Annotated in this window: 13 protein-coding genes; all 13 read right to left on the bottom strand. The window is 48.5% G+C overall.

The genetic code is table 11. The features are described 5' to 3' along the window. Positions 1-18 precede the first annotated feature (18 nt). The 13 genes from LAT77_RS04845 to LAT77_RS04785 all read right to left on the bottom strand — a co-directional run bounded on the left by LAT77_RS04845 (position 19) and on the right by LAT77_RS04785 (position 12,234). Complete coding sequence (locus LAT77_RS04845; RefSeq protein WP_290563433.1) at positions 19-669, bottom strand: prepilin-type N-terminal cleavage/methylation domain-containing protein; 651 nt, start codon at positions 667-669, stop codon at positions 19-21. Between the two features lie 170 nt (positions 670-839). Continuing rightward, entirely contained in the window at positions 840-1,349 is a 510-nt protein-coding gene (locus tag LAT77_RS04840; protein WP_290563432.1) for a prepilin-type N-terminal cleavage/methylation domain-containing protein, read from the bottom strand. Positions 1,350-1,412: 63 nt separating this feature from the next. Further along, the gene (locus tag LAT77_RS04835) at positions 1,413-2,006 is read right to left on the bottom strand and encodes a prepilin-type N-terminal cleavage/methylation domain-containing protein (protein WP_290563431.1); all 594 of its coding nucleotides are present in this window, start codon (positions 2,004-2,006) and stop codon (positions 1,413-1,415) included. A 283-nt stretch (positions 2,007-2,289) separates the two neighbouring features. Further along, positions 2,290-2,835, bottom strand: coding sequence for a hypothetical protein (locus LAT77_RS04830; protein ID WP_290563430.1), 546 nt, complete (start codon positions 2,833-2,835; stop codon positions 2,290-2,292). Continuing rightward, on the bottom strand, positions 2,835-4,088 hold the full coding sequence (locus tag LAT77_RS04825) for a type II secretion system F family protein (RefSeq protein ID WP_290563429.1): 1,254 nt from the start codon (positions 4,086-4,088) through the stop codon (positions 2,835-2,837). The genes LAT77_RS04830 and LAT77_RS04825 overlap by 1 nt, the downstream gene beginning before the upstream one ends. Then, positions 4,088-5,851, bottom strand: a complete 1,764-nt coding sequence (locus LAT77_RS04820) for a type II/IV secretion system protein (protein ID WP_290563428.1) — start codon at positions 5,849-5,851, stop codon at positions 4,088-4,090. Before LAT77_RS04820 ends, LAT77_RS04825 begins: the two co-directional genes overlap by 1 nt. After that, positions 5,851-7,011, bottom strand: coding sequence for a hypothetical protein (locus LAT77_RS04815; RefSeq protein WP_290563427.1), 1,161 nt, complete (start codon positions 7,009-7,011; stop codon positions 5,851-5,853). The genes LAT77_RS04820 and LAT77_RS04815 overlap by 1 nt, the downstream gene beginning before the upstream one ends. Next, the gene (locus LAT77_RS04810; protein WP_290563426.1) at positions 7,008-7,919 is read right to left on the bottom strand and encodes an AAA family ATPase; all 912 of its coding nucleotides are present in this window, start codon (positions 7,917-7,919) and stop codon (positions 7,008-7,010) included. Before LAT77_RS04810 ends, LAT77_RS04815 begins: the two co-directional genes overlap by 4 nt. Before the next feature lie 42 nt (positions 7,920-7,961). After that, positions 7,962-9,632 carry a pilus (MSHA type) biogenesis protein MshL gene (gene mshL / locus LAT77_RS04805; RefSeq protein WP_290563425.1) on the bottom strand — a complete coding sequence of 557 codons (1,671 nt, stop codon included), beginning with the start codon at positions 9,630-9,632 and terminating at the stop codon, positions 7,962-7,964. Beyond that, positions 9,629-9,982 (bottom strand): hypothetical protein, encoded by a 354-nt coding sequence (locus LAT77_RS04800; RefSeq protein ID WP_290563424.1) that lies wholly within the window; start codon positions 9,980-9,982, stop codon positions 9,629-9,631. Before LAT77_RS04800 ends, mshL begins: the two co-directional genes overlap by 4 nt. After that, complete coding sequence (gspM, locus tag LAT77_RS04795) at positions 9,975-10,649, bottom strand: type II secretion system protein GspM (RefSeq protein WP_290563423.1); 675 nt, start codon at positions 10,647-10,649, stop codon at positions 9,975-9,977. Before gspM ends, LAT77_RS04800 begins: the two co-directional genes overlap by 8 nt. After that, complete coding sequence (locus LAT77_RS04790) at positions 10,646-11,305, bottom strand: PilN domain-containing protein (RefSeq protein WP_290563422.1); 660 nt, start codon at positions 11,303-11,305, stop codon at positions 10,646-10,648. The genes gspM and LAT77_RS04790 overlap by 4 nt, the downstream gene beginning before the upstream one ends. After that, entirely contained in the window at positions 11,302-12,234 is a 933-nt protein-coding gene (locus LAT77_RS04785; RefSeq protein WP_290563421.1) for a hypothetical protein, read from the bottom strand. Before LAT77_RS04785 ends, LAT77_RS04790 begins: the two co-directional genes overlap by 4 nt. Between the last annotated feature and the right edge of the window lie 87 nt (positions 12,235-12,321).

Below are 12,321 nucleotides of genomic sequence, written 5' to 3'. Positions count from 1 at the left end.
TACTATGGTTACCTTATGTTAGCAGCCACTAGTGAAAATAGTAACTTCTGGCGGTACATTTGCAGCCGCTGCACGAACATAACGAATTCGGCAATTGTTATTATTCGTGGCTACGCCTTCAGGGCGAAAGTTACGCTGCGTACCACTACCGGTTACGGTGTAATTATGATCTTCAAGCACCCTATCAATTCCTGCGGCAGAGGCATTGGGGTACCCATAGTGAGTGCGAATAAATTCTGTAGCAACACAGTTTTGTTTCAAGCAAATTCGTGTGCTTCCCGAGTTATCTGCAGCTGCGCGAACATTGCATACCGCATCTAACTCACATTTTGCGCGGGCAAGTGGTAAGGCGGTGTTGATTGCCCCTTCCATACCGCGTAGCGCAGCAATTCGCGCATCGGTTTTTACATCAAAAAATCGTGGGGCTGCAACTACCGCAACAATACCCAATATGATGATCACCACAATAAGCTCTATTAGCGTAAATCCTAACTGATGTTTTGCTGGTAGACGCTTGGTTGTTATCCGCTTGTTTACTGCCGACTGGGTAAATGATCTGGTTACTGACCTGGCCAAAGCCCCCTGCAACCTGCCGCAAAACGCAGATATACTGAACCAACAATTTGTGATTTTTATGAACATCTTTTCCGTACTTTGTGCGTTCTCCATGTACCCGCCCCCAGCTACACTGCAGCAGCGCACATTAGCGTGCTTGTAAACTTAGATTACACCACCGTTACGGATTAAAAACTATACCAAAGTGCATAGGCGCGGAGCATGCTCCGTATAAACGGAAATAAAAAGAGGCCGAAGCCCCTTTTTGTTAAAGTTAGTTGTTACTAACAATCTGTGTTAACAGTCACTAATGGCTCTCCACCAACTGAGTCTACATCTGTGTACTGAACGAAACACTCAGTAATCTCAGCGAAAGTAGGTGCTGCTGCTGCTGCTGAATTAAAGCCAGCCGGAGAAATCTTCACAGAACTTTCCGTTCCCACCGCCGGAGTAGCCGGATCGTATGCAATATCCCACTCAGCTACATTCAAGTTCAAGGCAGCAATAATACCACCTGCAGAAGCAGCTGGATAACCATACACGATTTGAATACCATCAGCGGTTTCATAATTTCCATCGCCGTCATCTTCATTACGCTCTTTACTCTGGATTAGTGCTTTACCATAAACAATTGCAGCTGCACCGTTAATAGCACCTTCAACACCCTTCACCGTGCTTTCACGCGCATCAGAAGCGAAGTTAAAGAACCGCGGTGCTGCGGTTACTGCTAAAATACCTAAGATAATGATCACGATGATCAGTTCAATCAGGGTAAAACCTTTTTGTTGTTGCATAAGAGTCGCCTCTAATTTACCAAAAGTTAAAAGTGAAAAGTTCTATGGCAGCAAGCCTGCCTGTTAGTTGCTACGATTGAGGTTTACGTTTACGCCCCCGGTACGTGGGTTGTACACGAAATTATTGCCTACCGTAAGATAATCGTCACCCTCTGGCGCTCCTGACAGGCTTTTTAAGGTACTGGCCTGATAATACACGCAGATATCGTTGGTGCCGTTGTTTTCCGCTGTGACATAGAACCGCACTCGGTCTAAGTCTGCGAAATTAGAGCTAGCTGTCGGTGCTCCTTGCAGAATCGCTGCGAAAAGTGACCGGCAGTCTTCAGCATTCATATTTAAATCATGAGCCTCTGGGTTATCAAGGCCACTCACGGGATAGCCACGATTGCCATCCACATAGACTTCTATTTCGTCGACTAACACAAGTGCACCGGCACCCGTATCAATATTCGTTCCTTGCGGGCGGCCATCGAGCTCCCACTGACCGCGAACAATACCAACAGCACTGGTAAAGCCACCAGCAACGCCTTCAATCGATGCATCTTCAGCTTGCCCAGCAATGTTTGTAAAACGAGGCAATGCGGAAGCTGCGAGCAGCCCCAATATAATCACCACAATGATTAGTTCAATCAGCGTAAATCCGCGCTGTTTTCTCATTTTACCGGATACCTTTATCGGTTAGTCGCAAAAGTAAATTTTGCTCAACATCGATGCCAAAAGCGTTGACCGTATCGCGATCATACCACTTTCACCAACAATTAAACTATGAGTAATGTCATATTTTTTACATAAACGGCTAATAATAATAAACTTTTGGTTCAGAATGCTGCGTCTATCAAGCAATCTGATTCAGCTCTTGATATGCCTTCACGTCTACCTTTCTAAACTAACGATTTTCCATACCGATGACAATGCAAGAATTAACAAATTCATCACAATTCTAATACCCTTGTTGCAGTTCATGCTGCACTTGGCCATTGCCCACCCGGTAACGAAAGCGCAATTCAGAACCGTAATAGAACCAACATTCCGCTACTCTTCCTTCGTCTTCAGCAAGAATAACTTCTGCAGACAACTGCTGACGTAATTGCCCCAGCTCAGCCAACTGCAACCAGACTAACTCACACGGGTTCTGAGGGTCATCAGACACCCTTGCGACCTCCGGCCAACCCGCTGCATTCATTTTAATTTGCAGCGAAGTTCCATCGCTGCTCTCAAGCTGCACGTATCGTGGTTCTCCATGTCGAATCCATTCTACATGTGCCAGCATCACATGACTCTGAAAACGGTGAACTGCCGCATTAAACTCGGCGTCTTTCCAGCCGCCCCGCTCGGGTAACCACAGGTGCTGTAAAAATACGCGAGTTAAAAGACCAATGATCATCAAACTCAGCAGCAGAATTATTAGCCGTCTGCCTTGGTTAGTCTTTGTATCATCGACCTTTTGGCCTAACCGCCGATGAGGTAATCCGTGCTGATCAGGCATTACATACCACCTGAGTAGGCGCTCATCATCTCCCACATCGGTAAAAAGATGCCCAGCGCCAAGAACAAGACCATCACCGCCACAATTGTGATCATAATGGGCTCTATACGCGCGGTCATATTCTTTAAATCGTAATCCACTTCACGCTCGTAATACTCGGCCGCTTCGACCAACAAATCATCTAAACTACCGGTTTCCTCGCCGACGGAGACCATTTGCAGCACCAACGGCGTAAATAGGGTGCTATTACGACTTACTCTTAACAGGGTCTCGCCGCGTTCAATTCCTTTGCGCATTTCGGCCACGCGAACCGACATGTACCGATTGTCGAGCGTTTCGGCAACCAGCCCGAGAGCCTGAGTCAAAGGTACGCCGGAGTTCAACATAACAGCAAAACTGCGACAAAACCGCGCTAAGAGTGAGCGTTCGACCACATCGCCAACCGCCGGCAAGCGCAGTTTCCAACCATCCCAGCGTTCGCGGGCCGACGGGTTCTTTAGCCAACGCACAACAAGTGCAACGGTAACGATCACAGCCACAAGTAGGTAAACCGTATAATTGACAAAAAACGAGGAGCTTGCCAATAACGCTCGAGTAACAAATGGTAATTCAACGCCGAAACCACTAAACATAGTGGCAAATTGCGGAATAACAAAGATATTCAGGACAATCACCGCGACAACCAAAAATATCGATACAAAAATCGGATAGCGTGTCGCTTCTTTAATTCGCTTCCTGGTATCAAGTTCACCTTCGAGATATTGCGCAAGTTGGGCAAAACTCTGCTCGAGACGACCAGTGTTTTCACCAACATGCACGACGGCTACCACGACTCGTGGAAAAACTAAGGGATGCTCTGCCATCGCTGTCGACAAGCCGCGTCCACGTTCTAACTGCTCCGCAATATCTTTTAATGCAACACCGAGTTGCCTGTTCGTCGCATTTTCGGCAAGCCCTTCGATAGCACGCAACATTGAAATACCCGCTTTCGTCAGCGAGTACATCTGCCGAATAAACATAATTAAATCCGACAGCGGTAATGGGCGCCGAAGCAGCGCGCGTATATTGAGTGAGAGTCCCGTTCCTTCGCCTGAACCGCTGCGACTTGATCGCGTCGCGACGGGCATAATCCTTAATGGCACAATTCCGGACCGCATTAATTGATCGGCGACCGCAGACTCGTTACTCGCTGTTACCTGTCCCGAGACTTGCTGACCGGACTGATTGCGCCCTTGGTAACGAAACGTGGCCATTAAGGTTGCTCACTTAATTCAGGGCTATCCGCTACTGCCGCTAAGTCTTCATAAACAGGAGTGCCAGCAGCAAGGGTCAATACCTCATCTACCGAGGTCACGCCCTGCAACGCGTACGCTAAACCAACTTGCGCTAAGGTTTGGAACCCTGGCACGCGTGCCGCAGCCTCGGCAAAGCCTTGCGTGTCACTGTTGCGCAATGCCGCCATCATTTCTTGGTTAATTTCTAACAATTCGAAGACACCAACGCGGCCGCGATAACCGGTAAAATTGCACCGGTTACAACCCCGCCCTTTATGAAAAACGGCATCATTCGGATAGCTCGCTACGACAGCGTTGAGCAACATCTTTTGTTGTTCGTCAGGTTGGTGTATCTCTTTGCAATGGTCGCAAATCCGCCGCACAAGTCGCTGTGCCAACACTGCACGTAATGCACTTGCCACCAAATATGGCGCACCACCCATGTCAATTAAGCGCATGGCTGAAGTGACTGCATCATTGGTGTGCAAGGTCGATAAGACGAGATGGCCGGTGATTGCGCCACGCAAACCTATTTCAACCGTTTCTTGGTCGCGCATCTCACCGACCATCAGTATGTCGGGGTCTTGACGTAGCGTGGTTCTTAGTACTCGCGCAAACGACAAACCAATTTTACTATTGACCTGAACCTGAGAAATCCGCTCCATACGGTATTCCACCGGATCCTCGACGGTGATGATCTTTTTATGCGGCTGATTGAGTTCACTTAATACACCATACAAGGTCGTTGTTTTACCCGAGCCCGTTGGCCCAGTGACCAAGATCATGCCATGAGGCCGAGTCATGTGGTAACGCATTTTCGTAATTAAGTCCGCTGGCATACCTGTCTGCTCAAGCTTTAACAAGCCATGAGACTGATCCAGCAAGCGCATAACGCAAGCTTCGCCCCACTGTGTCGGCAACGTTGATAAACGCACATCCAGCTCGTGATTGCGCACATTCATCTGAAAACGGCCGTCTTGGGGTAAACGCTTCTCTGAAATGTCCAAACCCGCCATCAGCTTCAGTCGCAACACCAACGCTGAGGCAATGCCTCGTTCATCCAAAAAGTTTTCTTGCAACTGACCGTCCACCCGCTGGCGAATGCGCAATCCATTTTCGTCAGGTTCTAAGTGAATGTCTGAAGCACGAATTTGCACAGCGTCCGCAAAAATAGATTTAAGTAGTCGCGCGACCGTGACATCGTCTTCATTTTCATCGACCATACTGCCGAGATCTAACTCGGATTCGTCGCGAGACTCTTCTTGTAACTGACTGGCATACTGCTCAATTTCTTGAGTTCGGCGATAAACACTATCAAATGAATCATAGAGCTGACGTTCAGCGACAACTGCAAGACTTAATTCACGTGGCGACAAAATGGCGCTGAGCGCATCAATCGCGGTCAGATCTGCGGGATCGCTCATGGCTACAAGTGCGCTATCGTCATCAGCTTCGATTACCAGCGCTCGGTGACGGCGCGCTTGCACCTCTGGCACTAAACGCGCGGTGTCACTGCTCAACCGGCGCTCAGAGAGATCCAGGACCGGTACACTCAATTGCTGGGAAAGAAATTCAAGTAACTGGGCTTCAGTTAAGTAACCGAGCTCAGTGAGTAAGTCACCAAGCTTGCGCCCGCTCGTTTTTTGCGCGCTTAATGCTTGACTGAGCTGCTCTTCAGTGATGACTCGCTCATGAACAAGTAAATCACCCAGACGCATTTTTAAACGGGGACGTCTCGCCATCAGTAGCCTAATGCCTCCCGTTGTTGTATCGCAAATTCATAAGTAGCAGGTGATAAACGCGTATCATTCAATGCGCGCCGATAGGCTTCTGCTGCGCGACGGTGATAGTAGTCACGCTGGGCATCATTGTCATAACCCTGTTGGGCTAATGCAAACGCGTAACCAATCCACCAATGTCCTTGATCAGATCGCCACTCGACCAACTGTTGATAACTCTCTATCGCTAATGGCCAATCGCCCATGTCACTGGCTAAGTTCGCTTGCAACAGGATAAAATCCGCATCTTCGGGTAAACGAAACGTGCGTCCCTGAATGATTGCTAACGCTTGCTCCGGCTGCTCTAGCCGCTCGTAAATTCGTGCTTGTAGCAAAAGGAATGGAGAGTAGTTGGAGTCTATCGCCAGCCCTGTCTGTAAGAGGGTTAAAGCTTCATAAGGGAAGCCGCGTCCAAACGTCAGTGCGGCTAATTGCAAGCGAGCCTCATGATGTTCCGGCGCCAGCAGCAAAACCTCTTGAAAACGCTGATTCGCATCGCGCATCTGGTTTTCTTCTAACGCTCGCAGTCCGCGCCGATAGAGACTTTCAACCTGTTGCTCACGGCTGCTGCGCTGAATCGTCATTTCACCCATATCGGTCGACTCATCGGCTACTGATTGCGAATTGTCATCGGCTGCTGATTCAATTGACGTTGATGCCAATGTTGTTGACTCGATGCTAGGTGTAACTGACTGGTTAACAGCTGTTTGATTCTCGGTTACAGGATCTTTTGTTTCTATCACCACCGGTTGGGCGAGCTCGCGCGCTCGTGGCTGAGGCGTGACAGGTTTTGGTATTGCACTTTCTTGCTGATTAGAGGGCCCTTGCTGATTCGAGAATCCAGTATCTTGAGATTCCGCTAAATTACTTGGCACTTCTTCCACGACTTCAGCGACTACGGCAGGAGGAGAAATGACCTGTGCTGTACTTGACTGATGCTCCATGTACCAAGAGACAGCCCACCAGCTCAAGAATACAAGAGCAACACACAAAGCTCCGCTTAATGCCCACAACCAAGCTCGTGAACGCATTGGATATTCCGCATGGATAGACGTCGCGCGACCTTTGCTTGCGTCATTCTCGCGTTGCTCAATGTCTTTCAGCATTTGATTAATAATACTCATGCTGGGAATAACTCCAAGGCATACATCAACACAATTGCAAGCACAGTTGCTGCAATCATCCCGATTAAAAACCACCATAATTCACGTCGCTTAGGAAGCTGCGCATCTTCTGTATCTTGAATTGCCAGTCGCGCATCCGCAACGGTTAGGTGATGGCGACCACTACCGTAAGCCAGTAACAACATTTTATGACAAAGCACATTGGCCAAGCGAGGAACGCCGCGCGACGCTTGATGAATCCACCAAATAATTTCCGGCGTGAATAATGCCGAACCTTTATAACCAGCGATTTGAACTCGGTGGTTCACATATCGCCCTAGCTCAGGACCAGTCAGAGGCCTTAATTGATAAGAAAAACTGATCCGTTGGCGCAATTGACGTAACTCCCGTGTCGCTAAACGTTCATCTAGTTCAGGTTGCCCAAACATGACCAACTGCAATAATTTCCGTTTTTCAGTTTCTAAATTGGATAACAAACGCAACGCCTCAAGACTCTCGGTCGGCAGTGCTTGAGCCTCGTCAATAATTAACACGACCGAACGACCTTGTTGATTAAGTTCAACCAATCGTTTCTCGATTGCTCGCACCAATCGATGCTGATCTTGTTCATCATGCGCGGGGACACCAAGCTCATCGGCAATGGCATGACGAAGTTCCGCCGGTGGTAAATATGGATTCGGAATATATGCCGTAATAAAATGGTCGGGAATATCATTTAACAGCTTACGGCACAGCAAGGTTTTGCCCGTGCCGACTTCACCCGTCACTTTAATAAAACCTTCTCCAGTTTTTAGCGCAGCCAGCAACACCTGTAAGGCTTCATCGTGCATTTTTAAGCCACAATAAAAGCTGGTATTCGGTGTGAGCGTAAACGGCAGCTCTGTCAAACCAAAGTGGTATAAGTACATAGTGCTCCTACTCGTTAGATCCGGTTCATGAACACCGACGGCCTACTGACCTTCATACCAACGTCGAAGTAACTCGCGCGATGCCTCGAGTTCAGTGTTCCAAGTGTCCACGCCGACAACCGTTGGGCGTAACATAATCACCAGTTCTTTTTTGACTTCGCGCTGGCGACGATTCTTAAACAACTCACCAATACCGGGGATGCTTCCTAACACTGGAACTTGACTCACTTCGTCGCTATACGACGTTTGCATCAAGCCGCCTATAATCACCACTTCACCGTCGCGGGCTCGAATAATGGTATCAGACTCACGAATGTTGCTACGGGCCAACGGCAAAGCCAATGTTTCGTTATTCAAGCGAATAATTTTTTCTTGCTCTCGCGTCTCCGTGACCGACGGGCGAATGTGCAAGGTAACGCTGCCGTCATCTGAAATTTGCGGCGTAACATCAAGCGCAATTCCAGAGAAAAACGGTGTTAGTTGTACGTTCGGTGTTGAAGTCGTTGCGGTGCCAGTTATGGTCGTTGTAGAAACGTCAGTGACGAAATATTCGTCTTCACCAATTTTGATCACTGCTTTCTGGTTATTTGTAGCCGTCACTCGCGGGTTTGAAAGCACTTGCACATTGCCCTGAGTGGACAGCATTTCTATCATGCCGTTAAATGTTTGGTTTTGAAACTGCAACCCAAATACGCCACCAAGCGATGGCGCATCCACCGACCCGCCGCTAAAACCGAATTCAGTTACGCCAGAACCAATTCGACTAGTAATACGACTCCAATCGACGCCCTGCTGATAACTTTCGTTCAGAGAAACCTCGATAATACGGGCCTCTAAAATAACCTGCCGTTGCAAACTCTGCTCGGCAGCTGCAAGGAAGTCACGGGCAGCTCGAATTTCATGCGGATAGGCACGAATAGTCGCTAAGCCCGCTTGCGGTGATACAACCACGCGACGGCCTTCTTCGGTGCCTATAATTCCTTCAAGAATATCTTGCAGGCCTTGCCAAAAGTCCGTTTCAGACTCGGAAGAAATGGTTGAACCGGTTTGGCCACTTCTACCCGTCAATCCACCACCAGCAGGGAGACCGCCCATACTGCCAAACTCTGAGTTATTGCGCTGCAAGGCACCACCGAGATTCCCTCGACTACCCAAGCCACTTTGTTGATCTGCCACGCCACCGGAGGTCACCGACGTTTGCGACTGTCCCTGACGACGTAGTGACAAGTAATTCAGTGATACGGTTTCAGTCCGTAATCCCGCAGGAAAAACTCGGTAAACGCGCCCTTCGCGACGAATATCGAACCCATAAATATCCTGAACCGCATCTAAAACTTCTTGCAAGGTCACATCACGCAGACTCACTGTAATCGAGCCGCGAACATCAGGATGAACGATCAAATTGTAGGGTGATTCTTGCGTTAATTGCGCAAAAAAGTCTGCCGCATTCATTTGCCGAGCTTGCACAGAAAAACGAGGTTCCTCCATCAGTTGCGCACGATCATTTACAGCTGAGGTTGATTGCCGAAGTTGTTGCCGGACATCTGCTGGTAACTGTGAACGAGCCTCAGAAGTGCGTTGAGCCGAGTTTTCCATTTCACCGGTACGCAAAGCGTGCTCAGCTTCTCGAGCCAATTGCTCCGGTGGCTTGGTGACACACCCGGGCAAGGCTATACACATCAATAAAATGCTCGTAACCAATACATTCTTCATGAGTCATCCTGTTCAACCTGCCGAATCAAGCCAGAAAATACTGACAAGACGACAACTTCGTTATTACGTTCAAGGAGTACACGATCGACTTCAATATTTCGGATAGTCCATCCCGAGACGACATCGCCAATCCCATACGTTTGTTCATTTATGATTGCAACGCTTCCCGCTGCGCTCTTGCGAATGAGCCCAAGACTCAGATTAGGAAGTCTCGCTTGCCGTTCTTGCGCACTTGGCGTTGGTAATTGCGGACGAGTTGGGTCTCGCTCGCCAGCTTCCTGAGCTGCAACTTGCGCAATCGCGAAAACGAGAACGCCAATGGTCCACAGACTTGCGATTAATCTAGCCATCGCTCACCCCTCCGGCTTGTACCAATTGGATATCGGCCTCACTCAATGTAAACAGGCGCAGCGTTACATGTGCATTCGGATAAGCGTCCACGCGATAATCGAGTTCTTGCCAGTAAAATCCAACCGGCGCTTCTTGTACACGACGCAGGTAATCTCGAATAGCGAAGTAACTCCCACTTAGTTCAATTGTCACATTATGCTGTAAAATTGAGCCTTGAGCTGCTCCTTCACCAAAGGGAATTGGCGCTTCTGTATCAAAACTTAGAATGGTAATCGAGTGAGGCTGATTCCCGTCTGTTCCTACGATCAATGCCCGCATCCAATGCAATAGTTGCTCAGGCTCAACAAAGTTAACTAAACTCGATAGTTGTTCCGTGACACGGCGGTTGCGCGTCTCCAACTGACGCTGCCGCTCGTTCAGTTGCTGATTTGGGTTATTTTCGAGCTGCGCTTGCAACACGGTAACCTGTTGTTGAATGTTGCTGATTTGCGTCTGGACTTGACCAATTTGACGCTCCACTTGACTTGTTTTCAACATGCTTGGCTCTACAAGCAACAAATAGCCCAGCCAAGTAACCAAACCGATTGCGACGACCGATAACAAATATTGCTCTCGCTTTTCGCGTTCGCTAAACCATACCTGCCCCTGCATTAACCAAGCTTTCATTGCCGCTCCTCCTGCAAATGTGAGGACGGATTGCTGGCAGCATCCTGATTGCTCAGGTCAACTCGCACCCTATTTGCAGGCGCACCGATTAACTCGAAAGACAATAACTGCTGCTGATCGCGCTTCAATGTCACCATATTAAATTGCCGTTGTGACAGCATGGGCGATTTGCTGAAATCCTGCATCCAAACAGGAAGATAACCAGCATCGACCGTTAGACCGTGCAGCCTAATTTGTCCTTGAGCTTGCTGAATTCGAGTCAACCATAGTCCGTCATGATCGATGCGCGCTAAATCGGTTAGCAGCCCAGCATAGTCTTGGCGGGTCATTTGTCCCCGCCGTTGAAACTCGGCAATGAGTGACTGACGGATGCGAATCTCAGCGTCTAGTGTCATGACTTGCGACTCGAGTCGCGGATCAGCTCGCAAGTTAGTCACTTGTCGTGAAAGTTGAGTCGACGTGCTTTGCAGTTCATTTCGCAAGGTTGTTTGCTGCTGTAACTCTGCATTCAGTTGGCGCAGTTGCAAACTTGTATACCCTTTAAGCAACAATAAAATTCCGACAATAATCAACAAAGCGACGAGTAACCTTGGTAACGTCAGCCAGGGGCGCTCGGGAATTAAGTCAGCTTGGAACAGGTTAATGTTATGTTTCATCTCCCGTTCCCCATCGATGCGTCGGCATTGGTATCGGCTGCAGTTTCGTGCAACAGCCATTGCAGTCCGCTCAAAGCCAGAATATCCGAATAATCGCCGGCCGCTAACTCTTTCGACCATTCAGGATAAGCGAGTGTTGAAACTTGCATCCCAAGCTGCGTCGCTATGACTTGAGCGACACTATCGATTTGAGAATGATTAAAAGCAAGTTCAATATCCGCTAATGGCGCCTGCCGCAATTGTCCCGAGTAGAAATCCTGTGACCGCTGCAGTTCAATCGCAAGGGATTCCATTGTTGCTATGTCCTGAGCATCGATCCGTTCAAGATCGAAAGCCGCCGGTAACCGTCGACTTACAATCAATTGTTGTTTGGCAATGATCTGCAAGTGCGGCCGCTCACCCGTGACCTGTGAAACAATCATGGTTCGTAACTCATGATCGACCCAATGAATCAGAGCGAGGTCAAGATTGATAATGCCACTGACTTTCAGACCAACTGCATCAAGCGCCAACACCCAAGGTTGAATTTTACTGCGACTCACGGCAACAACATTAATTTTCTTGGCACCAGACACCTGAACGGGAAGATCGTAGTAATCAATGAGTAAATCGGTCGCAGGAATGGTCACTAGATCCTTCAACGTCCATTGCAACGTGGGTTTGATATCCTCTGCTTTGACTCCAGGTTTATCCACGGATATCTGTTCAACGAGGCCTGTGCTGAGCACCACTTGGATAGACTGACCATTAAAATCGAAACGCTTATAGCGTTCGAGCAATTTTTGAATCGTCGACTCATGATCTTGATTCACCACGGGCTCGTCATCATTTACCACTAACTGCCAAGTCTGCCCACGATGCTGCAATGCAGCTCCGGCGGCTTCATCTTCGACAACGGCTTTTAAAATCGCAATTTGCACCGACGACATGGAGATGCCGAGTGCGACCAAAATTCGTTGTTGTTTGGATTTGCGAAAACTAAACAATGATGCGTCTCACCCAATTAAATTACAACA

It is taken from the genome of Aliidiomarina sp. (assembly GCF_022565475.1).
Classification (GTDB): Bacteria; Pseudomonadota; Gammaproteobacteria; order Enterobacterales; family Alteromonadaceae; genus Aliidiomarina.
This window is presented reverse-complemented; position numbering and strand designations above follow the sequence as displayed.

Excerpts from the sequence above, each read along its gene's own strand:
- LAT77_RS04845 (WP_290563433.1), bottom strand. The coding sequence starts at position 669 with ATGGAGAACGCACAAAGTACGGAAAAGATGTTCATAAAAATCACAAAT.
- LAT77_RS04840 (WP_290563432.1), bottom strand. The coding sequence starts at position 1,349 with ATGCAACAACAAAAAGGTTTTACCCTGATTGAACTGATCATCGTGATC.
- LAT77_RS04835 (WP_290563431.1), bottom strand. The coding sequence starts at position 2,006 with ATGAGAAAACAGCGCGGATTTACGCTGATTGAACTAATCATTGTGGTG.
- LAT77_RS04830 (WP_290563430.1), bottom strand. The coding sequence starts at position 2,835 with ATGCCTGATCAGCACGGATTACCTCATCGGCGGTTAGGCCAAAAGGTC.
- LAT77_RS04825 (WP_290563429.1), bottom strand. The coding sequence starts at position 4,088 with ATGGCCACGTTTCGTTACCAAGGGCGCAATCAGTCCGGTCAGCAAGTC.
- LAT77_RS04820 (WP_290563428.1), bottom strand. The coding sequence starts at position 5,851 with ATGGCGAGACGTCCCCGTTTAAAAATGCGTCTGGGTGATTTACTTGTT.
- LAT77_RS04815 (WP_290563427.1), bottom strand. The coding sequence starts at position 7,011 with ATGAGTATTATTAATCAAATGCTGAAAGACATTGAGCAACGCGAGAAT.
- LAT77_RS04810 (WP_290563426.1), bottom strand. The coding sequence starts at position 7,919 with ATGTACTTATACCACTTTGGTTTGACAGAGCTGCCGTTTACGCTCACA.
- mshL (WP_290563425.1), bottom strand. The coding sequence starts at position 9,632 with ATGAAGAATGTATTGGTTACGAGCATTTTATTGATGTGTATAGCCTTG.
- LAT77_RS04800 (WP_290563424.1), bottom strand. The coding sequence starts at position 9,982 with ATGGCTAGATTAATCGCAAGTCTGTGGACCATTGGCGTTCTCGTTTTC.
- gspM (WP_290563423.1), bottom strand. The coding sequence starts at position 10,649 with ATGAAAGCTTGGTTAATGCAGGGGCAGGTATGGTTTAGCGAACGCGAA.
- LAT77_RS04790 (WP_290563422.1), bottom strand. The coding sequence starts at position 11,305 with ATGAAACATAACATTAACCTGTTCCAAGCTGACTTAATTCCCGAGCGC.
- LAT77_RS04785 (WP_290563421.1), bottom strand. The coding sequence starts at position 12,234 with ATGTCGTCGGTGCAAATTGCGATTTTAAAAGCCGTTGTCGAAGATGAA.